A 24997-nucleotide genomic window follows, 5' to 3' on the forward strand; every position below is an offset into this window, starting at 1 on the left:
CGGGATCCTCTGACCGGGAGCCTTGGGCAAGACCGCGAATCGGACAGAGTCTCAACTCTGAGTAAATGGATCGTAATGCAGAGTAAAGACGACGGCATGACTTTCCGGGCAAATGGGGCATTGGTTCACTCGGCGGGGTGAGGAATCGGGCAGTCCGCTTTGGGGTCCCGTGATCAGCGGTCCCGCGGTCCGCGTCCGTATGTCTGCGGGGCGGGGGTATGCGCACACCGGCCCCTGGCCGGCCCGGCGAGGGCCCTTGCCCCGCCGCGGCCGGGCGCGTTACGCAGGCTGAGGCGCGGGTTCGGGTGCGTCGGCTGCCACGGCGGGTTCCCCGAGGGTGAACGAGGGGTCCACCTGTGCCGCCAGATCGGCCCCGGTCTTCGCGTTGCCCCAGCTCTCGGCGTTCTTCAGATGGAAGTGGACCATCTGGCGGGTATAGCGCTCCCAGTCGCGGTTCCCGTATGACCCGTCCGCCGTCTCTTGGAGGACGCACAGCGCTTGACGGCTCTGCTCCTCCAGTTGGCCGAAGTGGAGCGGGCGGCCCTTCTCCATCGCGCGTACCCAATCCGACTGCCCGATCGTGACCAGCAGGTCCTCACCCACCTGCTCGCGCAGGAAGTCGACGTCATCCGGAGACTGCACCTTGTTGCCGACCACTCTGAGGGCGACCCCGAAGTCCCGTGCGTACTCCTTGTACTGCCGGTAGACCGAGACGCCTTTGCGGGTGGGTTCGGCGACGAGGAACGTCATGTCGAAGCGCGTGAACAGTCCGGAGGCGAAGGAGTCCGACCCCGCCGTCATGTCGACCACCATATACTCGTCCGGGCCGTCGGCGAGGTGGTTGAGGCATAGCTCCACGGCCCCGACCTTGGAGTGGTAGCAGGCCACCCCGAGGTCGGACTCGGTGAACGGGCCCGTCACCATCAGCCGGATCTCGCCGCCGTCCAGCCGCATGGTCCGCGCGCAGGCCTCGTAGACCGGATTGTCCTCGCGGACCCGAAGCAGCCGTGACCCCTCGCCCGGGGGCGTTGTCTTGATCATGGTGTCGGCCGACGCGATCCTCGGGTTGGTCCCGCGCAGGTGGTCCTTGATCAGAGGAAGGTGCGCCCCCATGGCCGGCAGCGCCGCCGCCTCGTCCTCGTCGAGGCCGAGCGCCGTGCCGAGGTGCTGGTTGATATCGGCGTCCATCGCGATGACATGGGCCCGCTGCGCGGCGAGATGGCGAAGGAACAGTGAGGACAGCGTGGTCTTGCCACTGCCGCCCTTCCCTACGAAAGCGATCTTCATGTTCACCTAAGGTAGTCGCTCGACTGCTCTCGGTGCTGGCCGTGCGTGAAGAAGACCACTCCAATGTGGGGCGGACCGCCGAGACGCGTAGCCTCCCTACTTATGAGTACGAACGCCCCTGACCCCTTGGCCGCGCTCGGCACCCTGCCCGGGGTCGGTGACGCTGTTGATTCCGTGCGCAAGGCCGTCGACCGTGTCTACGGCCACCGGGTCATGCGGCGGCGCAGTAACGAGGTCGCATCCGAGGCGGCACTGCGCGGCGCCCGTGGTTCCGCGGCGCTCTCGGGGGCCGACTGGGCGCTGGAGGAGGTGCGCCGGCGTAGCGACTTCGGTGCAGAGAACGAGGCCCAGATCGTCGGTGCCGCTCTCAGGCTGTCCGCCGAGTCCGGCCAGTTGCTCTCCATCTGGAGGCAGTCCCCTCTCCGGGTACTGGCGCGGCTTCATCTGGTGGCCGCGGGAGGTGTCGCGCCGGATGCGGCGGTCGGTCGTCCGCGACTCACGGGTGAAACGGCCGACGAGCCGCTGATCAGCGCTCCGCTGCCGGATGCCGACGAGGTGGCGGCTCGTCTGGACGGGCTCTCCGGGCTGGTGATCGAGGGCAGTTCGGCCCCGGCCCTCGTGACGGCCGCCGTCGTACATGGCGAACTCCTCGCACTGCGCCCGTTCGCGTCGTACAACGGACTGATCGCCAGGGCGGCCGAACGCATCGTCCTCGTGGGCAGCGGTCTCGACCCCAAGTCGATCTGCCCCGCCGAGGTGGGTCACGCGGAACTCGGACGGGCCGCCTACGCTGGCGCGTTTGACGGCTACTTGTCAGGAACCCCGGAGGGGATGGCGGCCTGGATCGCGCACTGCGGGCGGGCCGTCGAGCTGGGCGTACGGGAGTCGACGGCGGTCTGCGAGGCGCTCCAGCGCGGCGCCGCCTAGATCCTCTCCCCCGGGCGACGAGGTCCAGCTGAGACCGGCTGCCACGGGGAGTGGGCAAAAGGTTGCGGCGGTACCGGAATTGGTACCGCCGCTGGCATGTCCGCTCAGTTACCAAGCGTCCTCGATATGTTGCCCATCAGGCCGGAAACTTTGTCCGTCACCTGGTGCGGCTGGCCCGTAATCGACGGGTCGACGTCGCGTGGGTGCTGATCGGCCATGCTTCGGTCCGTGGGGCCTTTGCTGCGTAGAAGGTGATCCTCTCGGATGTCCCAGGTCTCGCGGGCCGTTGAGTCCTTTGTACTCCAGCGGCCGGGCAAGCGGAACCCCTCCCTGCACTTCTTTACTTTTAGGTTCAAATACGGGCATCGGCGCTGCCGCGCCGTCGGCTGACGTACCAGACGAGCCCCGCCGTGGCCGCTGCCGCGCCGACCGCTGCCGCGGCGAGCAGGGCGGGCCGCGGCAGCATGGTGAAGCGGGGAAGGCGCTGCTTCAGACGCACCGGGCGGTTGAAGACGAGCACTGGCCAGCCGCGTGAGACCGCCTCGCGGCGCAGGGCGCGGTCCGGGTTGACCGCGTGGGCATGGCCCACCGACTCCAGCATGGGGACATCGGTGACGGAGTCGCTGTACGCGTAGCAGCGCGACAGGTCGTATCCCTCGGACTCGGCGAGCTCCCGCACGGCTTCGGCCTTGGTCGGGCCGTAGGCGTAGTACTCGATCTCCCCGGTGAAGCAACCGTCATCGCCGACGACCATGCGGGTCGCGACCACGCGGTCCGCGCCGAGCAACTCGCCGATCGGCTCGACCACCTCGGCGCCGGAAGTGGAGACGATCACGACATCCCGTCCGGCGGTGTGGTGTTCCTCGATGAGGGAGGCCGCCTCGTCGTAGATGATCGGGTCGATCAGATCGTGGAGGGTCTCGGCGACGAGTTCCTTGACGTGGCGGACGTTCCAGCCTTTGCAGAGTGCTGACAGATACTGACGCATCCGCTCCATCTGGTCGTGATCGGCGCCGCCTGCGAGGAAGACGAACTGCGTGTAGGCGGTGCGCAGTACGGCGCGCCGGTTGATCAGTCCTCCTTGGTAGAAGGACTTGCTGAAGGTCAGCGTCGATGACTTCGCAATGACCGTCTTGTCCAGGTCAAAGAACGCTGCTGCGCGCGGCAAGGAGTGGTTTTCCACGAAGCCGAGCATAGGCGCCCACCATTCGGCGTAAGCTGCGGCGTGTGGGTTTGCCTGAGAAGGCTCTCGGGTACACCATGGAAGTCACGGATCGTTCGCGACCGTGCTAACCCGGTCCGGCTCCTCCCCCCCCGAGTCGGCCGTGGGGACGACCCCCGCTCTCCCCCCCGGCGGGGGTCGTCGCATGTCCGGACGCGTTTTCGTCCCTCTCGCCGGATCGTTCGGCTCTTCCCGGTGTTCCGCAGTGCTCCGCTGTGCCGCCCGCGCACCCCTCCGCTTTTGTCACGCTGTGTAGTTATGGCGCTGCGCTCTGGAAGTCATACCGGAAGTCACTGGTATGGGTGAGTGAGATATTCACAAGTGGTGGGCCGTCCACAGATTTCGAGCAAGATCCACATGATTTTCCGGCGCGCTGCACGGTGATTCCGGCCACGAAGTTCACGGGCCGAAGGAATCACTGATGAGGGCCGGTGCGCCGACCCTCTGGCATCCACCCGCACTGCGCGGTGAGAGTCGGAGAAATCATGGTGGGTTCGCTCACATCCGCTACGTCCAGCCCATCCGATGCGCCCACGGCATCCTCGCCCTTGCCTGTGGCCCGTCCGCATGCGGCATCCGCATGGTCCGGTCCGTCCCTCGGATCCGGTGAGCCTGGCGCTTCCGGTTCCCGTATCGACGTGTCTCGCGCGTACCGCACCTCTGGTGCGTCGGAACCACCCGGTCCGTGCCCCGCTGGGGGCGAGCGGCGCGAAGGTCCGTTGATCCTCACCGAGGACCCGGAGCTGCTCGACGATCTCCTGAGGCTGTGCGCCGCCGCCGGCGTCGATCCCCAGGTCCACCACACGGTGCCTGAAGGACGGGGGAGGGGAAGCTGGGACAGCGCCCCGCTCGTCCTGGTCGGCGACGACGCGGCCGCCCGCTGCAGAGGAGCGTCCCGCAGGAGCGGAGTGCTGCTCGTCGGACATGACCGGGAAGACCCCGGCGTCTGGCGGTCCGCCGTCGAGATCGGCGCGGACTGTGTGCTGCGGCTTCCGGATGCCGAGGGCTGGCTGGTCGACCGCATCGCCGATGTCGCCGAAGGGGTGGGCAGGCCCGCGTTGACCGTCGGAGTGATCGGAGGCAGCGGAGGGGCCGGAGCGTCCACGCTCGCCGGAGCTCTCGCCGTCACCGCGGCCCGGCAGGGATGGCGGACGATGCTCGTCGACGGTGATCCCCTGGGCGGCGGCCTCGACGTGCTCCTCGGCGGAGAGCACGCCGAGGGCAGACGCTGGCCGGAGTTCGCCGCGTCGAAGGGCCGCGTGGCCGGGGGTGCGCTGGAGGAGTCCCTCCCCGCGGCGCACGGGTTGCGGGTGCTCAGCTGGGACCGCGGTGACATGGTCGCGGTGCCCCGGGAGGCGATGCGCGCGGTGCTGGCGGCAGCTCGCCGACGGGGTGGAGTGGTGGTCGTGGACCTGCCCCGTCGGGTCGACGAAAGCGCCGCGGAGGCCCTGGCGCAGCTCGATGCCGGGCTGCTGGTGGTGCCGGGGGAGCTTCGTGCGGTCGCGGCGGCGCGTCGAGTCGCGTCGGCGGTGCGGATGGTGCTCTCCGACCTGCGGGTGGTGGTGCGCGGGCCGTACGCGGCGGGGCTGGACGAGAGGTGGGTGGCCGACGCACTCGGACTGCCGTTGGTGGGCGAACTGCCGTGGGACACCGGGCTGAGCGCCGACCTGAACGGCGGAGTCCCACCCGGGGCCGGATCGCGTGGGCCGTTGGCCCGGTTCTGCTCGGCGTTCTGGGAGCGGGCCCACGCAGCAGGTGGTGCCAGGTGACCGCGGCGCTGCTCGAAGCGGTGCGGCAGCGGCTGGCGGAGAGCGGTGCCGAGCCCACGCCGGCCAGGGTGGCGGCGGCCCTCCGGGCGCAGGGGCGGCTGCTCGGCGACGCGGAGGTGCTCGGAGCGGCCGAGGAGTTGCGGTGCGAGTTGGTGGGGACGGGACCGCTGGAGCCGCTGCTCGCCGACCCGGCGGTGACGGACGTGCTGGTGTCCGCCCCGGACCGGGTCTGGGTGGACCGCGGCGGCGGACTCGAACTCACCGGCGTCACCTTCACCGACGCGGGGGCCGTGCGCAGACTGGCGCAGCGGCTCGCGGCCGTGGCCGGGCGGCGGCTGGACGATGCCCGCCCCTGGGTGGACGCCAGGCTTCCCGACGGGACGCGTATGCACGCGGTGCTGCCCCCGGTGGCGGTCGGCGCCGCCTGTCTCTCGCTGCGGGTGGTGCGCCCCAAGGCCTTCTCCCTGAGCGAGCTCGTCGCGGTGGGCACCGTTCCACCGGGTGGCGACCGGCTGCTCAAGGCGCTGACCGCGGCGCGTATCTCCTACGTGATCAGCGGCGGCACCGGCACGGGCAAGACGACGCTTCTGTCCACGCTGCTCGGTCTCGTGGGTGAGCGTGAGCGGATCGTACTGGCCGAGGACTCAGCGGAGTTGCGACCCGACCACCCACATGTCGTCCGGCTGGAGTCCCGTCCGGCCAACCAGGAGGGGGCGGGCCAGGTCACCCTGCGGGATCTGGTGCGGCAGGCCCTGCGGATGCGGCCGGACCGGCTGGTCGTCGGCGAGGTCCGGGGCGCCGAAGTCATGGATCTGCTGGCGGCGTTGAACACGGGACACGACGGCAGCGGCACCGTTCATGCCAATACGGCTTCCGACGTGCCGGCCAGGCTCGAGGCCCTGGGCACGGCCGCGGGTCTGGACCGGGCCGCGCTGCACAGCCAACTGGCCGCGGCCCTGTCGGTCGTGGTGCATCTCGTACGGGACCGGCACGGGTGTCGACGGGTCGCCGAGGTTCATGTGCTGGAGCGGGACACGGCGGGGCTGGTGGTGACCGTACCCGCGCTGCGCTGGGGCGCCACGGGCTTCGTGCGGGAGCGCGGCTGGGAGCGGCTGTGGGCGCTGATCGGGGGTGCGTGGTGACCTCGGCGGCGCTGTGTGCCGCGGTCTGTGCCGGTGCTGCGGTCTGGATGTCGGTTATCGGAGACCCTGCCGTCAGACGGGCTCGGCTGGTGCTCCCTGACGGGGACACCGCAGCGCTCGCGTCAAGCTGGGGCGGGGAGTTCCGCCGGTGGATCGTTCGGTGCTTCCGGCGGGAGTGGCTCTGTCTGCCGGGGGCAGTGCTGCTGGCGCTGTTGGGCGATTCGCCGCTGCCGCTGCTCGTGGGAGCCCTCGCGGTGCCCGTGGTGGGACGCCAGTTGCGCGTCGCGGAGGGCAGGCGTGCGAAGGAGCGCAGAGCCGACGCGGTGATCGCGCTCTGCGGTGGGATCGCCGGTGAGCTGAGAGCCGGGCGCCAGCCCGGGCAGGCGCTGCTGGCCCTCGGCCGGGCCACGGGAGCTCTGGGCGGGGCCGAGGCCGCCGTGCTCGCCGCCGCACGATTCGGCGGGGATGTGCCGGCGCAGTTGCGCCGGGCGGCCCAGGAGCCCGGGGCGGGCGGGCTCGCCGGACTGGCTGCCTGCTGGCTGGTGTCGGTGGACGGAGGAGCGGGGCTGGCCACCGGACTTGACCGACTGGAGGGCGCACTTCGCGGTGAGCGGGAGCAACGGGAGGGGCTGCGTGCCCAGTTGGCCGGAGCCTGGTCGACGGTCCTGGTCCTGGCGATGCTTCCGGTGGTGGGGCTGGCACTGGGCTCGGCTCTCGGGGCCGGCCCGCTGAAGGTGCTGCTGCACACACCGGCCGGGGCGGGCTGTCTGCTGGTGGGCGGGCTGCTCGAGGCGGCAGGGCTCTGCTGGGCGGGGCGCATCGTGAGGGCGGGGGCGCGGCCTTGAGCGGCGCCTTCGTCCACAGCCTGGGGACACGGCCGGAGCTGCGCGCTCTGGCGGCGGCGGCCGTGGTCTGGCTGGTCCTGGCACTGGCAGACCGGCGGCGTGAGCGTCGGCTGCGCCGGCGGTTCGACGCCCTTGTGCCCAGGCCGGTGCCGCCTGAGCGACTGCGGGACCGGATGCCTCGATACGGGGCGCGGGCTCGGCAGTGGGCTCTGCCCGCGAGCGCGGTGGTGATGGGTTTTGCCCTGGTCGGCCCCGTGACCGGTTCACTGCTGGGCGCTGCCGGGGCCTATGGCGTCCGGAGATGGCAGCAGGGCCGGGCGCGGGACAAAGCTGTGGCGCAGGACCGTGCGGCGGAGCAACTCCCGCTCGCCGCCGATCTTCTGGCTGCCTGTATCTCCGCGGGTGCGGGGCCGCGCGAGGCGGCGGAAGCCGTGGGGGAGTCCCTGGGCGGGCCGGTGGGCGAGCGGCTGGCGATGGCCGCGGCGGAGCTGCGGCTCGGTGGTGAACCGGCCCGGGCGTGGGGGCGGTTCGGCGAAATACCGGGAGGGGGCGGACTGGCCCGGTGTCTTGAGCGGGCCGGCTCGTCGGGGGCACCTGCGGCGGAGCCAGTCTCGCGGCTGGCCGCGGGCCTCAGGGCTGAGCGGGCCAGATCCGCCACGGCGCGCGCCCAGCGCGCCCAGGTCCTGATCACGGCACCCGTAGGGCTCTGCTTTCTGCCCGCGTTCCTGGCGATCGGGGTCGCCCCGGTGGTGATCGGCCTGGCGAACGGGCTCCTGAGCGCTCGCTGAAGCGCGACTGGCACAGCAACTACACGATGAGACGAGGGGATTGGCATGAGCGTTAAGGCACGGATGAAGGACTGGGTGACCGGGACGACCCGGGCGGTAGCCGTCGTGCGGACATGGCTCGCCACCCGACGGCCCCACGCCGACGCGGGGATGACCACGTCGGAGTACGCCATGGGCACGATCGCGGCGTGTGCTTTCGCGGCGGTTCTCTACAAGATCGTGACGAGCGGCACCGTCTCCGGGGCGCTCGAATCGGTGATCGGAAGGGCGCTCAGTGCGCAGTTCTGAGATCCCCGCGGCCACCGGGAGCGCCGCTGCTGAGGCAGCCGTGGGGGGACCGCGGATGTTGTTGCGGGACCGAGGGGCCGTGACGGCGGAGGCGGCGTTGGCCGTTCCAGCGCTGGTGTTCCTCGCCATGGCCCTTCTGTGGGCCCTGATGGCGGCAGCCGCGCAGATCCAGTGCGTGGATGCCGCCAGGGCAGGAGCCAGGGCGGCGGCGAGATCGGAGCCGCGGGGAGCGGCACTGGCCGCCGCACGGTCGGCCGCCCCGCCGGGAGCCGAGGTCCTCATCGGACGGGAGGGAGACCTCTGGCGGGTGCGTGTGAAGGCTCCCGCACCCGGCCCGGGGTCCCTGATGCTCGACCTGACCGCTCAGGCCGCCGCGCTCGCCGAGGACAGCGTGGGCGAGGAGGCGCCATGAACGAAGCCATGAGAGCGGGGGGCGACAGGGGTTCGGCGACCGTGTGGGTAGCCATGGCGACGTGTGCGCTGTGTGTGGTCTTCGCCGCGGGGCTGGCCTTGGGGCGAGCGGTGATCGCCCGCCATCAGGCGGGCGCAGCCGCGGATCTCGCGGCCATCGCCGCAGCCGACCGTGCCCTCGGAGGCACACCGCGGGCATGCGAGGCCGCGGCTCGGGTGGCTGATGCCCAGGGGACCGCTCTGGTCAGGTGCACGGTGAACGGGGAGATCGCCGATGTGACCGTGAGCGTCGGCCTCGGTCCCTTCTCACCGGAGGTCAGATCCCGCGCAGGACCCCCGTGACCCGCGGACCAGGGGTTCGGGGGGCACGGGGGGCGCAGGGGGACAGCACCTCCCTGAAGCCCTTCAGGGGACTCAGGAACGCTCCGCGGAGTCCTCCTGGCCACCGGGGCCCGCGTCGGCCGGCGCGTCCCTGAGAAGGACCGTCAGGAGGCGCACAGCGGCCCGCTTGTGCAGTGGCTCGTTGCCGTTGCCGCATTTGGGGGACTGGATGCAGGACGGACAGCCTGCCTCGCACTCGCACGAGGCGATGGCCTCACGGGTCGCGGTCAGCCATTCACGGGCGGTGTGGAAGGCCCGCTCGGCGAAGCCCGCGCCACCCGGGTGGCCGTCGTAGACGAAGACCGTGGGCAGCAGGGTGTCCGGATGCATCGGCACGGAGACCCCGCCGATGTCCCAGCGGTCGCACGTGGCGAAGAGCGGGAGCAGCCCGATGGAGGCGTGCTCGGCGGCGTGCAGGGCGCCGCCGAGCTGCTCGGGATTCACCCGCGCGGCCTCCAGCTGGTCTTCGGTGACCGTCCACCACACGGCTCTCGTACGCAGGGTGCGCGGGGGCAGATCGAGCTTGGTCTCGCCGAGCACCTCCCCGGTGATCAGTTTGCGGCGGAGGAAGGAGACGACCTGGTTGGTGACTTCGACGGAGCCGAAGCACAGCCGTCCGGCCCCCCAGGGGAGCTCGGTGTCCGTGTCCAGGACGGAGATGGAGGTGGTGTCACGCGCGGTGGTGGAGTACGGCGGGTTGGCCTCTTCGACGAGGGCGACCGAGTCGTCCAGGTCCAGTCGCTTCACCAGATACGTACGGCCCTGGTGGAGGTGGACGGCTCCCTCGTGCACGGCGGTGTGCGAGGCGGGCTCGTCGACGGTGCCGAGCAGCCGGCCGGTCGCGGCCTCGACGATCTGCACCGGGCGCCCGCCCTCACCCCGGATGTCCGTGAGGTCGGCCGCCCGCTCACGACGGGTCCAGTACCAGCCCGAGGTGCGCCTGCGCAGCAGCCCGGCGCTCTCCAGCTGGGGAAGCAGCCCGGTCACGGCGGGGCCGAACAGCGTGAGGTCGTCTTCGGTCAGGGGCAGCTCAGCGGCGGCGGCGCACAGGTGCGGGGCGAGCACGTAAGGGTTGTCCGGGTCGAGGACGGTCGTTTCCACCGGCTGCCGGAACAGCGCCTCCGGGTGGTGGACGAGGAAGGTGTCGAGCGGGTCGTCGCGGGCGACCAGCACGGCGAGGGCACCCTGCCCCGAGCGGCCGGCCCGGCCCGCCTGCTGCCAGAGCGATGCCCGGGTGCCCGGGTAGCCGGCGATCACGACCGCGTCGAGCCCCGAGACGTCCACCCCGAGTTCCAGAGCCGTGGTGGCGGCCAGCCCGAGGAGTTCGCCCGAGTGCAGGGCGCGCTCCAGGGCACGGCGTTCCTCCGGCAGATAGCCGCCCCGGTAGGCGGCGACCCGCCGGGCGAGTGAGCGGTCCACCTCGGCCAGGCGCTCCTGGGCGATGACGGAGATCAGCTCGGCCCCGCGCCGGGACCGCACGAACGCGACCGTACGGACGCCCTGGACCGTCAGGTCGGTGAGCAGGTCGGCGGTCTCGGCGGTGGCCGTGCGACGGACCGGGGCGCCCTTCTCGCCGTGCAGTTCGGTGAGAGGGGGCTCCCAGAGGGCGAAGACGAGCTCACCGCGCGGTGAGGCGTCGTCGGCGACCTCGGTGACGGGCACACCGGTCAGGCGGCGGGCGGCGGCGGCCGGTTCCGCCGCCGTGGCGGAGGCGAGGAGGAACACGGGGTCGGCGCCGTACCGCGCGCATATCCGCCGCAGCCGCCGTAGCACCTGGGCCACATGGGAGCCGAAGACGCCCCGGTAGGTGTGGCACTCGTCGATGACCACATAGCGCAGCGAGCGCAGGAAGGAGGACCAGCGGGGATGTGAGGGGAGTATCCCGCGGTGGAGCATGTCCGGATTGGTGAGCACGTAGTTCGCGTACTGGCGGACCCATTCGCGCTCTTCGACGGGCGTGTCGCCGTCGTACACGGCCGGTCGCACCCGGTTGCCGAGCGGGGCGGCGAGTTCTCTCACCGCCCGCCGCTGGTCGGCGGCCAGGGCCTTGGTCGGGGCGAGGTAGAGGGCCGTGGTGCCGCGTCCGTTGGGGGCCTCGGCGCCGTCGAGCAGGGTGCTGAGCACGGGGGCGAGATAGGCCAGGGACTTGCCGGACGCGGTACCGGTGGCGATCACGACCGACTCGCCGTCCAAGGCGTGCTCGGCGGCGGTCGCCTGGTGGACCCAGGGGTGTTCGATACCCGCCTGCTCGATCGCGGCGATCACTTCCGCGCGGATGCGATGGGGCCAGACCGCATGGCGGCCCGGCCTTGGGGGCAAGTGCTCCGTATGAGTGATGCGCGCAGCCCGGCCCGCCCCTGCGGTGAGCCGGTCGAGGACCGTACCGGGGGACGGGCGGCGGGTCTCCCCGCTCTCGGCGGGTCGTCTGGAACGGTGATTCTTGGCCATCGGCACCGAGTGTGTCACCGGCGTGACGGACAATGGTCCCAAGGCGTCGTGCATGGCTGCTGGTAAGTGATTGAATGCCATCGCGGCTGGCGATGCGCCCCCCTGGCTCCGTCGGGGAGACCCGGAGGGGCGACCGCTCGATAGCAAGGTGCTGGAGGATCCGTGGACCTGTCCCTGTCGACTCGCAATGTGTCCGGCCCTGGTGGCGACCGCACGGTCGTTGAGGTCGGTGGCGAGATTGATGTGTATACCGCGCCCAAGCTGCGCGAGCAGTTGGTCGAGTTGGTGAACGACGGCAGCTACCACCTGGTTGTCGACATGGAAGGTGTGGATTTCCTCGACTCGACCGGCCTCGGCGTCCTGGTGGGCGGTCTCAAGCGTGTGCGTGCGCACGAAGGCTCTCTGCGCCTGGTCTGCAACCAGGAGCGCATTCTCAAGATCTTCCGGATCACTGGTCTGACCAAGGTGTTTCCCATCCACACGACGGTCGACGAGGCCGTCGCCGCGACCGACTGAGTCGGCCGGAAGACACGGAGACCCCGGAGACCTCCGGACCGCCCCAGGTCCGGAGGCTTCCGGGGAACCCCGGCGACTCCGGGCATCCTGAGCACTCCCGGAGACCGCTGGAGGCCCCGAAGTGTCTGGGGAGTACCGGAGATTTCTGAGATGTGGGCCCGGGCCCGGGCACAGTCGCCCGGGCCCTGAGAAGCAGGCCCGAAAGCACCATCGCACGCTCGTACGTCCAAGGGGGACCGCATGGCCACCGTCGAACTGCGCTTCAGCGCTCAGCCCGAGCACGTCAGGACGGCCCGTCTGGTCGCCGCTGCCGTGGCACGCCGGGCCAGGGTCGACGAGACCGTGCTCGATGAGGTCAGGCTCGCCGTCGGTGAGGCGTGCAGCCGCGCCGTGGGGCTGCACCGCGTCAACGGCCTCACCGCCCCCGTGAGGGTGCTGCTGACCGAGGAGGAGAAGACCTTCTCGATCGAGGTCGTCGACGAGGTGCCTGCCGATGGAGACGAGGGCGGGGCGGCGTCGGGTTCCGCCGCGGGAGCCGATGACGGCTCGGACGGCAGCGGTGAGGACCAGATGGGCCTCGCGGTGATCAGCGGGCTCGTCGACGATGTCGAGGTGACGTCCGGAGTCGATGGCGGTGTCATCAGGATGAGCTGGCCGATCAATCCGGCCACGGTCACTTCGTGACCGTTGATCCTGAGACCGCGCACCCTTTGACCCGTCAGCCGCATAGACCCCCGTCATGCATATGCCGTGCGGCATATGATCATTCATCTGACCGACCCTGCTGAGCAGGGTCTTTTTCATTTATCTAGATCATTGATCAAGCGTCAATGCTTTTGCGGCATTACCGCTTTCGGTGCGTATCTCGGAGCGCGATCTTTTTGCTGAGGAGCAAGTGAAGGTCAATTCCGTTTGCCGCGCCCTGTTTTGATCAGGTTCCGCTCCCTAGAATCCGTCCACATCTTGCGCGCTGAACGTCAAGGAGGACGAATGGCGGGGCTGTTCAACCCACACCTGATCGACCACCCCACTTCTCTCGCTGCTGCGGTACTCACCGATGAAAATCGGATGATCGTCATTGTGATCGCGGCCGTTGCGCTGGCGGCGCTGGTCGTTGCCCAGCTGCTGGTGCGCCAGGTTCTGGCAGCCGGTGAAGGCACCGATTCCATGAAGAAGATCGCGGCAGCCATCCAGGAAGGTGCGAATGCCTATCTGACGCGGCAGTTGCGCACTCTTGGCATCTTCGCCGTGATCGTGTTCTTCCTGCTGATGCTGCTTCCGGCCGACAACTGGACCCAGCGTGGCGGGCGTTCCGTGTTCTTCCTGGTCGGCGCGATTTTCTCGGCGGCCACCGGATACATCGGCATGCGTCTTGCCGTGCGCAGCAATGTCCGCGTCGCCGCAGCCGCACGTGAGGCCACTCCCGCGGAGGGCGAACCGGAAAAGGATCTGACGGCGGTCGCACACAAGGCCATGAAGATCGCTTTCCGCACGGGCGGTGTGGTCGGCATGTTCACGGTGGGCCTCGGTCTGCTCGGCGCCTCCTGCGTGGTGCTCGTCTACGCGGCCGACGCGCCGAAGGTGCTGGAGGGCTTCGGCCTCGGCGCCGCGCTCATCGCCATGTTCATGCGTGTCGGCGGCGGCATCTTCACCAAGGCCGCGGACGTCGGCGCCGACCTCGTCGGCAAGGTCGAGCAGGGCATCCCCGAGGACGACCCGCGCAACGCCGCCACCATCGCCGACAACGTCGGCGACAACGTGGGCGACTGCGCGGGCATGGCGGCTGACCTGTTCGAGTCCTACGCCGTCACGCTGGTCGCCGCGCTCATCCTCGGCAAGGCCGCCTTCGGCGATCTGGGTCTGGCCTTCCCGCTGATCGTGCCGGCGATCGGCGTGGTCACCGCGATGATCGGTATCTTCGCGGTCGCCCCGCGGCGCGCCGACCGCAGCGGGATGAGCGCCATCAACCGCGGTTTCTTCATCTCCGCGGTGATCTCACTCGCCCTCGTGGCCGTCGCCGTGTTCGTCTACCTGCCGTCGTCGTACGCGGACCTGGACGGTGTCACCGAGGCCGCGATCCTGGCGCACGACGGCGACCCGCGCATCCTCGCGCTGGTGGCCGTGGCCATCGGCATCGTGCTGGCCGCTCTGATCCAGCAGCTGACCGGGTACTTCACCGAGACCAGCCGCCGACCGGTCCGTGACATCGGCAAGTCCTCGCTCACCGGACCGGCGACCGTGGTGCTCGCCGGCATCTCCGTCGGTCTGGAGTCGGCCGTCTACACCGCGCTGTTGATCGGCCTAGGGGTGTACGGGGCGTTCCTGCTCGGCGGCACCTCGATCATGCTGGCTCTGTTCGCGGTGGCGCTGGCCGGCACGGGGCTGCTGACCACCGTCGGCGTCATCGTGGCCATGGACACCTTCGGTCCGGTCTCCGACAACGCCCAGGGCATCGCCGAGATGTCGGGCGACGTCGAGGGCGCGGGCGCGCAGGTGCTCACCGACCTCGACGCCGTGGGCAACACCACCAAGGCGATCACCAAGGGCATCGCCATCGCGACCGCCGTACTCGCCGCGGCCGCGCTCTTCGGCTCGTACCGGGACGCGATCGCCACCGCGGTCGCCGATGTCGGCGCCAGGGCGGGAGAGATGAGCCTCAGCCTGGACGTCTCCCAGCCCAACAACCTGGTGGGCCTTGTCCTCGGCGCCGCCGTGGTCTTCCTGTTCTCCGGTCTCGCGATCAACGCGGTCTCCCGGTCGGCCGGTGCGGTGGTCTTCGAGGTGCGGCGGCAGTTCCGCGAGCACCCCGGGATCATGGACTACAGCGAGAAGCCGGAGTACGGACGCGTCGTCGACATCTGCACCAAGGACGCGCTGCGTGAGCTCGCCACCCCCGGGCTGCTCGCGGTGCTGGCGCCGATCGCGGTCGGCTTCACGCTCGGCGTCGGTGCGCTGGGTGCCTTCCTCGCGGGAGCCATCAGCACCGGCACCCTCATGGCCGTCTTCCTCGCCAACTCCGGTGGCGCCTGGGACAACGCCAAGAAGCTCGTCGAGGACGGCCACCACGGCGGCAAGGGCAGCGACGCCCACGCCGCCACGGTCATCGGCGACACGGTGGGCGACCCGTTCAAGGACACCGCGGGTCCCGCGATCAACCCGCTGCTCAAGGTGATGAACCTGGTGGCGCTGCTGATCGCTCCGGCCGTCGTGCAGTTCAGCTACGGCGACGACGCCAACGCCGGCGCACGGGCGGTGATCGCCGCGATCGCCCTGCTGGTCATCCTGGTTGCCGTGTACGCGTCGAAGCGGCGCAGCGTGGCCGTGGGCGACGACGGCAACGCGGCCGAACGCTCGGCGAAGTCGCCGGATCCGGCAGTCGTTTCGTAGCAGCCCCGCACGGAGGTTCCACTCGGACGTTCGTGCAGGCCTTTCGCGCAGGACTTCACCATCTGCACGAAGGGCCGGTTCAAACCATGGGCGGGCGGCGCGCATTGGCGCGCCGCCCGCCCGTTCGCGCACTCGCACGCGTGCCGCTCACCGGCATGACGTGATGAGAGCCTCGTATCTCTTGGTTCAAATGGCTGCAAAGCCCTGCAGTCCGGACTGCTGTGATGCGATTGTCGTCCTCTTGCCGTGTATGTTCCGGGGCCGAGAGCCTTGGAAGGGACCGATCCGGTGAAGGTGAACAAGAAGCTCGCGGCATCGCTGTCGGGCGGCGCGGTACTCGTGCTCGCTCTGTCGGGCTGCACCAGCGACGACAACGACGGCAAGGTGAACGCCTGGGCCAAGACGGTCTGCGACAAGGCACAGCCGCAGATCCAGAAGCGGGCCGACGCCCAGCAGTCGATCATCTCGACCGCCGCCGACGGCAAGCCGGCCGACATCCAGGCCGCCGACTCGAAGGCCTTCCAGGACATCGCCGACGCCAACAAGGCCCTGGCCGCCGCGGTGCAGTCGGCCGGTAGCCCTCCGGTCGAGAACGGCGCGACGCTGCAGCAGGACGCGGTCAAGGAACTCAACGCCACGGCCGCCGCCTACGTGAACCTGAAGAAGCAGGTCGACGCGCTCAGCCCCAAGGACCAGCAGAAGTTCGCCGACGGGTTGCAGGACGTCGCCGACGGGCTGACCAAGATCGAGAAGATGGACCAGGACGCGCTGGCCAAGCTCCAGTCCGGCGAGCTCGGGCAGGCGATGGCCAAGCAGCCCGGCTGTCAGAAGGTCAAGCCCTCGGTGACGGCGAGCGGGAACCCGGGCTCGGGCGCCTCGACGCCCGCGGGTCAGGCCTCGCAGCCGGCGGCCAAGCCGCCGGCCAAGCCCTCGAACGCGAGCGGCCCGTCGAAGTCCCAGGGCACGCCGGATTCCTCCGGCGACTAGTCGTCCCCCAGATTGTGGGTGGGCCCGCGGGTGAGCCGGGCCCACGCCACGCCCAGCCCTGGCTCGTCCGTTAATCCGGCAGCACGCCCAGCCCTGGCCCGTCCGTCAACCCGGCAGCCCGCCCGGCCGATGACCCTGCTCCGGCCGCTCCAGCCTCATGAGCCGGCTCTCTGTCTCCGGCGCGGGTGAGAATGGGCGCGTGAGTACGATCAGCTTCCCCGGGGCCCTCCCCGCGCCCGCTCAGTCCGCCCGGCTGCGCGATGCCCTGCTCGCCGCCGACTTCACCGCCGACGGCCTGCTCGATCTGCTCGGCGCGCCCGCCTACGCCGCGCTCGCCCGCAGCGAGACCGTCCCCGCGGTGCGTGCCACCCGCGGCGACTCCCCGCTCGAGACACTCGTCCGGTTGTTCCTCCTCCAGCACACGGTCTCCCGCGACCGGGCGCGCGCCGTGCTGCCCCTGGACGAGGTGCTCGGCGACGGCTGGGTGGTCGAGGACGGCGACGGCGTCCGGGCGACGGTCGACATCCGCCCCTACAGCGGGCCCGAGAACCAGGACTGGTTCATCGTCTCCGATCTCGGCTGCGCGGTCGGCGGAGCCGGGGGTGCCAGTGGCAGGGGCGAGGCGATGGTGCTCGGCGTCGGCGGGGCCTCCACCACCCTGGCCGGCATCACCGTCCGTACGCCGGCCGCCACCGCCCTCGACGTGGGCAGCGGATCCGGGATCCAGGCCCTGCACGTGGCCCAGCACGCGTCCCGCGTCACGGCCACCGACCTCAACCCGCGGGCTCTGGTGTTCACCCGCCTCACGCTCGCGCTGTCCGGGGCGCCCGATGCCGATCTGCGCGAGGGCTCGCTCTTCGAGCCCGTCATGGCGGAGACGTACGACCTGATCGTGTCCAATCCCCCGTTCGTCATCTCTCCCGGCGCCCGGCTGACCTACCGGGACGGCGGGATGGGTGGGGACGACCTGTGCCGTTCGCTCGTCCAGCAGGCGGGTGACCGGCTCAACGCCGGAGGGTTCGCGCAGTTCCTCGCCAACTGGCAGCACGTGGAAGGGGAGGACTGGCAGGAGCGGGTGCGTTCCTGGGTGCCGCGCGGCTGTGACGCCTGGATCGTCCAGCGCGAAGTGCAGGACGTGACGCAATACGCCGAGCTGTGGCTCAGGGACAGCGGCGACCACCGGACGGCTCCCGAGGAGTACGCGGCACGGTACGACGCCTGGCTGGACGAGTTCGAGGCGCGCGGTACCAAGGCGGTGGGCTTCGGCTGGATCACGCTGCGCAAGTCCGGCTCGGACCGCCCGTCGGTCGTCGTGGAGGAATGGCCGCACCCGGTGGAGCAGCCCCTTGGCGAGGCGGTACGGACCCACTTCGAGCGGCAGGACTATCTGCGGTCGCGCGATGACGCGGCGCTGCTCGCCGACGCCTTCGTGCTCGCCGCTGAGGTGACGCAGGAGCAGGTGGGCCCGCCCGGTGCGGAGGACCCCGAGCACGTCGTGCTGCGGCAGAACCGCGGCATGCGCCGTGCCACCAGGGTCGACCATGTCTGCGCGGGCTTTGCCGGGGTGTGCGACGGGACGCTCAGCGCCGGGCGGATCCTCGACGCCATCGCCCAGCTCCTGGGCGAGGACCCGGTGCTGCTGCGGGACCGCACACCGGGGGCCATCAGGCTGCTGGTGGCGGAAGGGTTCCTGGATCCGGTGCCGGCGCCTGTGGCCGGGACGTAGCTTCCGGGGCCCAGGGGCGGCCAGGCGACCGTTACCCGGCCTTCCCTTCTGGTTCCGGTCACCGTTCGAGCGGTGGGTCGAATGTGTTCGGCCCACCCGGACGGAAGCCCACCGGGCGGAAGCGGTACGTCCCCTCACTCTCCTTCCCGGTTCCGGTTCCGGTTCCGGTTCCGGTTCCGGTTCCGGTTTCCTCGCGTCTCCGGCGTGTCCGGCTTCTGCGGTGAGGTCCCCGCGACAGTGACCAGCGCCACCCGGGCACTCCGCGACACGCCCTGGCGCCGCCCGGGTGAACCCTCGGCTCCTTCACCCGGAAATTCGGGTGGCCGATGCCCGGACGTGCCCGGATGGGCCGGTCCCGGTGCCCGAGAAGCCTGTCCCGGCGCCACGTCGAGGAGAGGAAGGAAGCGAACTGAGGCGCGGCGTTCCGCTTCGCCCCGACATCCGGCGTGGCGGTCCGGGCGGCAGGAATGCCTGGACTCGGGTTACCGTTCGAGTGGCCGTTGCGGGCTTTTGCCGTTTGACACGGGGGCGGGTTGTACCGTCACACTCCGCAGCGACAGCAGTGACAGTACGGCTCGTGCGCCGTACGCCATGCGTCACACGCGTACGTACCCACCGAGCGTCGACCGGAGAGAAGAGCGAAGTTGTCCCCGACCAGCGAGACCGCACAGGGCGGCCGCCGACTCGTCATCGTCGAGTCGCCTGCCAAGGCGAAGACGATCAAGGGCTACCTCGGCCCCGGCTACGTCGTCGAGGCGAGCGTCGGGCACATCCGCGACCTCCCGAACGGGGCCGCCGAGGTCCCCGACAAGTACACGGGCGAGGTCCGGCGCCTCGGCGTGGACGTCGAGCATGACTTCCAGCCCATCTATGTCGTCAACGCCGACAAGAAGGCGCAGGTCAGAAAGCTCAAGGAGCAGCTGGCCGCATCCGACGAGCTCTACCTCGCCACCGATGAGGACCGTGAGGGCGAGGCGATCGCCTGGCACCTCCTCGAAGTCCTCAAGCCCAAGGTCCCCGTCCACCGGATGGTCTTCCACGAGATCACCAAGGACGCCATCCGTGAGGCCGTGGCCAACCCGCGCGAGCTCAACAAGCGCATGGTCGACGCACAGGAGACCCGCCGTATCCTCGACCGCCTCTACGGCTACGAGGTCTCGCCGGTCCTGTGGAAGAAGGTCATGCCGCGGCTGTCGGCGGGACGGGTCCAGTCCGTGGCCACCCGCCTCGTCGTCGAGCGCGAGCGCGAGCGCATCGCCTTCCGTTCCGCCGAGTACTGGGATCTGACGGGCACCTTCGCCACCGGCCGCACCGGCGACGCCTCAGACCCCGCAGCTTTCACGGCCCGGCTGACCTCGGTCGACGGGCGGCGTGTCGCCCAGGGACGTGACTTCGGTCCGGACGGCCGGCTCAAGACCGACCAGGTGCTCCACCTCGACGAGGCGAATGCCCGGGCCCTGAAGGCGGCGCTGGAGAGCTCCGCGTTCTCGGTCCGCTCGGTCGAGTCGAAGCCGTACCGCCGCTCGCCGTACGCGCCGTTCCGCACCACCACCCTCCAGCAGGAGGCCTCGCGCAAGCTCGGCTTCGGGGCGAAGGCCACGATGCAGATCGCGCAGAAGCTGTACGAGAACGGCTTTATCACCTACATGCGTACGGACTCGACCACGCTCTCGGAGACCGCCGTCACCGCGGCCCGGGCGCAGGTCACGCAGCTCTACGGTGCCGACTACCTGCCCGAGAAGCCGCGTACGTACACCGGAAAGGTCAAGAACGCGCAGGAGGCGCACGAGGCGATCCGCCCCTCCGGTGATCGTTTCCGCACCCCCGCGGAGACCGGCCTGACCGGCGACCAGTTCCGGCTCTACGAGCTGATCTGGAAGCGGACCGTCGCCTCCCAGATGAAGGACGCGGTCGGTAACTCCGTCACCGTCAGGATCGCCGGCACCGGGTCCGACGGACGGGTCGCGGAGTTCTCGGCCTCCGGTAAGACGATCACTTTCCACGGCTTCATGAAGGCGTACGTCGAAGGCGCGGACGACCCGAACGCGGAGCTGGACGACCGTGAGCGCCGCCTTCCGCAGGTCGCGGAGGGCGACCGGCTCACCGCCGAGGAGATCACGGCGGACGGCCACGCCACCAAGCCTCCGGCCCGCTACACCGAGGCCACCCTCGTCAAGGAGCTCGAGGAGCGCGAGATCGGCCGACCGTCGACCTATGCGTCGATCATCGGCACGATCCTCGACCGCGGCTACGTCTTCAAGAAGGGCACGGCTCTCGTGCCGTCCTTCCTGAGCTTCGCCGTGGTCAACCTCCTGGAGAAGCACTTCGGGCGGCTCGTCGACTACGACTTCACCGCCAGGATGGAGGACGACCTCGACCGCATCGCCCGCGGCGAGGCCCAGGCGGTGCCGTGGCTGAAGCGCTTCTACTTCGGCGAGGGCACGGCTGCGGGCGGCTCCACGGGCTCCGCCGCCGAAGCCGGGAACGGTGACGGCGACCACCTCGGCGGTCTCAAGGAGCTCGTCACCGACCTGGGCGCCATCGACGCCCGCGAGATCTCCTCCTTCCCGGTGGCCGACGGCATCGTCCTGCGGGTGGGCCGATACGGCCCGTACGTGGAGCGCGGCGAGAAGGACGCGGAGGGCCACCAGCGTGCCGACGTCCCCGTCGATCTCGCGCCGGACGAGCTGACCGTCGAGCTCGCCGAGGAGCTGCTGGCCAAGCCGAGCGGCGATTTCGAGCTGGGCAAGGACCCCCAGACGGGCCATGAGGTCGTCGCCAAGGACGGACGCTACGGGCCGTATGTCACCGAGGTGCTGCCCGAGGGCACACCGAAGACCGGCAAGAACGCGGTGAAGCCGCGCACGGCCTCCCTCTTCAAGTCGATGTCCCTGGACACGGTCACTCTGGAGGACGCGCTCCGGCTGATGTCGCTGCCGCGCGTCGTCGGCCAGGATGCCGAGGGCGTCGAGATCACAGCCCAGAACGGTCGCTACGGGCCGTATCTGAAGAAGGGCACGGACTCGCGTTCGCTGGAGACCGAGGACCAGCTCTTCGACATCACGCTGGACGAGGCGCTGGCGATCTACGCACAGCCGAAGCAGCGCGGCAAGGCGGCGGCCAAGCCTCCGCTGAAGGAACTCGGCACGGACCCGGTGAGCGAGCGTCCGGTCGTGGTGAAGGACGGCCGCTTCGGGCCGTACGTCACCGACGGCGAGACCAACGCGACCCTGCGGACCGGCGACAGCGTCGAGACCATCACGCCCGAGCGCGGCTTCGAACTGCTGGCGGAGAAGCGGGCGAAGGGACCGGCGAAGAAGGTCGCCAAGAAGGCACCCGCCAAGAAGACGGCGGCGAAGAAGACGGCAGCCAAGAAGACGACGACGGCTGCGGCGGCGAAGAAGACCGCCGCCAAGAAGACGACGGCTGCGGCGGCCAAGAAGACCACCACGAAGAAGACGACGACGGCAGCCGCCAAGAAGACGGCGGCGAAATCCGCCACTGACGAATAGACGCATAGCCGCTGAACGCGCACAAAGGGGCCACCTCGTCGAGAGCGACGCGGTGGCCCCTCTGCGTACGCTCTCGGCTCTCCGCCCGTTTGTTCGGACGGGGCGCCCGGGGAGTCAGATGCTCCGGATAGGCTGGGCGGATGACGCGAGCCGAGCAGCAGGCGGCCCAGAACGCCGCCACCGACCCTGGAGCAGCCACGGCAGACGACCAGAGGGCATCCGGTACGGACGCCCTTGTCGCGGATTCACGCGAACGCGCCGTTCGATCATTGTTGCGCGTACCCGCGTTGCGGCGGCTGTGGGGAGCGCAGCTCATCGGCGGCATCGGTGACGCGCTCGCGCTGCTGGTGCTGATCCTGCTGGCGCTTCAGGCGGCCGTCACCGAAGGGGCCTTCGGCGGCGGTTACCGCGGGGCGGCCTTCGCCGTCGCGACGGTGTTCGGCGCCCGTGTCCTCGCCACGCTGCTGTTCGGCGCGGTGCTGCTGGGACCGCTCACCGCGCTCACCGCACCCAGCGGCCCCCTGGACCGCCGCTGGACGATGATCGGCGCCGACGGGGTGCGTATCCCCCTACTGGTGATCGCCCCGCTCTGGATCGACTGGGTGCCGGACAGCGCCCTCGCGTACGTCCTCGGCACGGTCTTCGTCGTCGGGGTCGCGGAGCGCTTCTGGACCGTCGCCCGGGAGAGCGCCGCGCCGGCCCTGCTTCCGGCGCCGCCTCTCGAAGGCGCCGCCGTACGTCCCCTCCCTGACCATCAGGAGGCGCTCCGCAGGCTCTCCCTGCGTACCTCGTTCGTGGTGATCCCCGCGGGGGCCGCCGTGCTGCTGGTCGCCACGCTGATCAGCAATCTGCTGGGCTCCGGGATCGAGTGGTTCTCGCTGCACCAGGCCGCGCTCGGCTCGTACGTCGCGGCCGGGCTCTTCGCCGCCTGCATGTCCGTCCTGTATGCCGTCGAGCTGCCCGACGCGTCCACCCCGCGTCCCCGCTCCCCACTCGAGGGCCTGCGCCGCCCGTCCACCGGCAGCGGCCTCGACAAGGGCCGTACGGGTGCGGTTCCGCTGCTCGTCCTGGCCTGCGCCGCGGTCGCCGGTGCCATCGCGTCGGCCGCGGCGGTCGCCGTACTGCACGCCCGCGACCTCGGCGGCGGCCCGGTCGCCTTCGCCCTTCTCGTCCTTGCCCTGACCGGCGGCACCGGGCTGGGGATCAGGCGGGCTCAGAGCGTCCTGCCCGCACTGTCGCGCCGTCGGCTCCTCGCACTGGCGATCGCCGTCACCGGCCTCGCCCTGCTGGCGCTCGGGCTCGTACCGGACACCGCGACCGCGCTGTTCATCGCCGTGCTGGCAGGCCTCGCGGCCGGAGTCGCCGCGCACATCGGACACGCACTGATCGACCTGGAGACCGAGGAGCACCGCCGGCCGCGGATCACCGAGCATCTTCAGGCCGTGGTCCGGGTCTCGATCGGCCTGGCCGCCGTCGCCGCGCCGCTGCTCGCCGCGGCGATCGGCCCGCACCGCCTCGCCAACGGGGAGTTCGTCTTCGCCCACGGCGGCGCCGCCTTCACCCTGATGCTGGTCGGCGCGCTGCTGCTGCCCGTCGCGGCGATCGTCCTCGCCAAGACGGACGACCGGTCCGGTGTACCACTGCGGCGCGACCTGGCCGACGCGGTACGCCGCGGAGCCGACCCGGCGCAGGCGCCCGCCGCGACCGGCTTCTTCATCGCTCTGGAAGGCGGTGACGGCGCGGGCAAGTCCACCCAGGTGGAGGCTCTCGCCGACTGGATCCGTGCCAAGGGCCACGAGGTCGTCGTCACCCGCGAACCCGGTGCCACACCCATCGGCAAGCGGCTGCGTTCGATCCTGCTCGACGTCTCGTCGGCCGGTCTGTCTCACCGAGCGGAGGCCCTGCTGTACGCGGCGGACCGCGCCGAGCACGTCGACACGGTGGTCCGCCCTGCGCTGGAGCGCGGCGCGATCGTCCTCTCGGACCGCTATATCGACTCGTCCGTCGCCTACCAGGGCGCTGGCCGCGACCTCTCGCCGACCGAGATCGCCCGCATCTCGCGCTGGGCCACGGACGGCCTCGTACCGCATCTGACGGTGCTGCTCGACGTGTCTCCGGAGACCGCCCGCGAGCGCTTCACGGAGGCACCGGACCGGCTGGAGTCCGAGCCGGCCGAGTTCCACCAGCGGGTGCGCGCCGGGTTCCTCACCCTGGCCGCCGCCGACCCGGGTCGCTATCTGGTCGTGGACGCGGGCCAGGAGCCGGAGGCCGTGACCACGGTCGTACGCCACCGGCTCGACCGGATGCTTCCGCTCTCCGAGGCCGAGGTGGAGGCCCGGGAAGAGGCGCGCAGGGCTGCCGAGGAGGAGGCCCGCCGCAAGGCCGAGGCGGAAGCGGCCCGCAAGGCGGAGGAGGAGCGCCTGGCGCGTGAGCGCGAGGAGCAGCTGGCCAAGCTGCGGGCCGAGGAAGAGGAGCGCAAGCGCCGCGAGCTGGAGGAAGCCCGCCAGCGCGAGGCCGAACGGCAGGCGGAGGAGGCGCGGCAGCGCGCCGAGGAGGCACGCCGCCTGGCCGAGGAGGAGCGCCGTCGGCGGGAGGCCGAGGAGAAGGTCCAGCGCGAGGAGGACGAGCGCCGTCGGCGGGAGGCCGAGGAAGAGGCCCGGCTGCGCGCGGAGGCCGAGGAGCGCCGCCGCGAGAGGCAGCGCAAGGCGGAGGAGGCCCTGCTGCGCGCGGAGGAGGCGCGCAGGGTGGCGGAGGCGGCATCCGCCGCGGCTGCGGAAGCGGCGGCCCAGGCATCGTCGCCCAGGGCGGACGACATGGCGCAGACGGTGGAGACGCCGCATCCGCGCATCGACATGACGAAGCCCGAGGCGTCGAACGACACGGCGAAGCCAGACCGCGACGCCGAGACCGAGACAACCGTCCTGCCTCAGGTCCCTGACGCCGCACAGGACCGGTCGGTGGACGAGACGGCCGTGCTGCCTCCGGTACGGGCCACCGGCGCGGCAGCACAGGACCGGTCGGTGGACGAGACGGCCGTGCTGCCTCCGGTACGGGCCACCGACCCGGCGGACCGCGTGCCGCCTGGCATCTTCCGGGACGAGCAGTCCGCGGCGGGCGGCGAGGACCGTACGCGCGAACTGCCGCAGCTCGACGAGCAGGGACGGCCCCGGCCTCGCTCGGACTGGGCGGAGGAGACCCCGCTGGACGATCTGCCGACTCTGGCGGACGAGTTGCTGGGGCGGCATGACGATGACGGCGATGCCGGAGAGGGTGGCCGTCGCCGCCGGAGGTAGTGCCGGCCCGCGGAGGGTCAGGAGTTGTCCACAGGCACACGAGGCTGTCCGACCCCCGCCCCACAATG

The 24997-nt window shown here is 70.7% G+C and carries 18 protein-coding genes; 15 read left to right on the forward strand and 3 right to left on the reverse strand.

Annotated features, from left to right (window positions below; all coding sequences use genetic code 11):
- Positions 1–279: 279 nt before the first annotated feature.
- Positions 280–1287, reverse strand: a complete 1008-nt coding sequence (locus tag ABZ532_RS05590) for an ATP-binding protein (RefSeq protein WP_361279803.1) — start codon at positions 1285–1287, stop codon at positions 280–282.
- A 102-nt stretch (positions 1288–1389) separates the two neighbouring features.
- On the opposite strand from ABZ532_RS05590, the gene ABZ532_RS05595 reads away from it, so the two are divergent.
- Complete coding sequence (locus ABZ532_RS05595) at positions 1390–2214, forward strand: oxidoreductase (protein ID WP_361279805.1); 825 nt, start codon at positions 1390–1392, stop codon at positions 2212–2214.
- A gap of 352 nt (positions 2215–2566) precedes the next feature.
- Here ABZ532_RS05595 and ABZ532_RS05600 read toward each other — a convergent pair whose 3' ends face one another.
- A complete protein-coding gene (locus tag ABZ532_RS05600; RefSeq protein ID WP_361279806.1) occupies positions 2567–3409 on the reverse strand; it encodes an HAD-IB family hydrolase in 843 nt (280 codons plus the stop codon).
- 746 nt (positions 3410–4155) lie between these two features.
- On the opposite strand from ABZ532_RS05600, the gene ssd reads away from it, so the two are divergent.
- Genes ssd through ABZ532_RS05635 form a run of 7 tightly spaced genes read left to right on the forward strand, consistent with a single transcriptional unit; the run spans position 4156 to position 9021 of the window.
- A complete protein-coding gene (ssd, locus tag ABZ532_RS05605; RefSeq protein WP_361279808.1) occupies positions 4156–5205 on the forward strand; it encodes a septum site-determining protein Ssd in 1050 nt (349 codons plus the stop codon).
- Entirely contained in the window at positions 5202–6347 is a 1146-nt protein-coding gene (locus ABZ532_RS05610; RefSeq protein ID WP_361279809.1) for a TadA family conjugal transfer-associated ATPase, read from the forward strand. The genes ssd and ABZ532_RS05610 overlap by 4 nt, the downstream gene beginning before the upstream one ends.
- A 47-nt stretch (positions 6348–6394) precedes the next feature.
- The gene (locus ABZ532_RS05615) at positions 6395–7192 is read left to right on the forward strand and encodes a type II secretion system F family protein (protein WP_361279810.1); all 798 of its coding nucleotides are present in this window, start codon (positions 6395–6397) and stop codon (positions 7190–7192) included.
- A complete protein-coding gene (locus tag ABZ532_RS05620) occupies positions 7189–7980 on the forward strand; it encodes a type II secretion system F family protein (RefSeq protein ID WP_361279811.1) in 792 nt (263 codons plus the stop codon). Before ABZ532_RS05615 ends, ABZ532_RS05620 begins: the two co-directional genes overlap by 4 nt.
- 45 nt (positions 7981–8025) lie before the next feature.
- Positions 8026–8268 (forward strand): DUF4244 domain-containing protein, encoded by a 243-nt coding sequence (locus tag ABZ532_RS05625; RefSeq protein ID WP_361279812.1) that lies wholly within the window; start codon positions 8026–8028, stop codon positions 8266–8268.
- A gap of 55 nt (positions 8269–8323) precedes the next feature.
- Positions 8324–8680 carry a TadE family type IV pilus minor pilin gene (locus ABZ532_RS05630; protein ID WP_361279813.1) on the forward strand — a complete coding sequence of 119 codons (357 nt, stop codon included), beginning with the start codon at positions 8324–8326 and terminating at the stop codon, positions 8678–8680.
- The gene (locus ABZ532_RS05635) at positions 8677–9021 is read left to right on the forward strand and encodes an Rv3654c family TadE-like protein (RefSeq protein WP_361279814.1); all 345 of its coding nucleotides are present in this window, start codon (positions 8677–8679) and stop codon (positions 9019–9021) included. Before ABZ532_RS05630 ends, ABZ532_RS05635 begins: the two co-directional genes overlap by 4 nt.
- 72 nt (positions 9022–9093) lie before the next feature.
- On the opposite strand, the gene ABZ532_RS05640 is transcribed toward ABZ532_RS05635, so the two are convergent.
- A complete protein-coding gene (locus tag ABZ532_RS05640; protein WP_361279815.1) occupies positions 9094–11589 on the reverse strand; it encodes a DEAD/DEAH box helicase in 2496 nt (831 codons plus the stop codon).
- Between the two features lie 81 nt (positions 11590–11670).
- On the opposite strand from ABZ532_RS05640, the gene ABZ532_RS05645 reads away from it, so the two are divergent.
- From ABZ532_RS05645 to tmk, 7 genes are all read left to right on the forward strand, one after another.
- The gene (locus tag ABZ532_RS05645) at positions 11671–12024 is read left to right on the forward strand and encodes an STAS domain-containing protein (protein ID WP_003967428.1); all 354 of its coding nucleotides are present in this window, start codon (positions 11671–11673) and stop codon (positions 12022–12024) included.
- Between the two features lie 240 nt (positions 12025–12264).
- Positions 12265–12708: an ATP-binding protein gene (locus ABZ532_RS05650; protein WP_361279817.1), complete on the forward strand. Its 444-nt coding sequence runs from the start codon at positions 12265–12267 to the stop codon at positions 12706–12708.
- A 306-nt stretch (positions 12709–13014) separates the two neighbouring features.
- Complete coding sequence (locus ABZ532_RS05655) at positions 13015–15411, forward strand: sodium-translocating pyrophosphatase (protein WP_361279818.1); 2397 nt, start codon at positions 13015–13017, stop codon at positions 15409–15411.
- 294 nt (positions 15412–15705) lie between these two features.
- A complete protein-coding gene (locus ABZ532_RS05660; RefSeq protein ID WP_361280099.1) occupies positions 15706–16398 on the forward strand; it encodes a small secreted protein in 693 nt (230 codons plus the stop codon).
- A gap of 199 nt (positions 16399–16597) precedes the next feature.
- On the forward strand, positions 16598–18124 hold the full coding sequence (locus ABZ532_RS05665; RefSeq protein WP_361279819.1) for a class I SAM-dependent methyltransferase: 1527 nt from the start codon (positions 16598–16600) through the stop codon (positions 18122–18124).
- A 644-nt stretch (positions 18125–18768) separates the two neighbouring features.
- Positions 18769–21636 carry a type I DNA topoisomerase gene (gene topA / locus ABZ532_RS05670; protein ID WP_361279820.1) on the forward strand — a complete coding sequence of 956 codons (2868 nt, stop codon included), beginning with the start codon at positions 18769–18771 and terminating at the stop codon, positions 21634–21636.
- A 140-nt stretch (positions 21637–21776) separates the two neighbouring features.
- A complete protein-coding gene (tmk, locus tag ABZ532_RS05675; RefSeq protein WP_361279822.1) occupies positions 21777–24929 on the forward strand; it encodes a dTMP kinase in 3153 nt (1050 codons plus the stop codon).
- Positions 24930–24997: the final 68 nt, after the last annotated feature.

It is taken from the genome of Streptomyces sp. NPDC019396 (genome assembly GCF_040632375.1).
Lineage (GTDB): Bacteria > Actinomycetota > Actinomycetes > Streptomycetales > Streptomycetaceae > Streptomyces.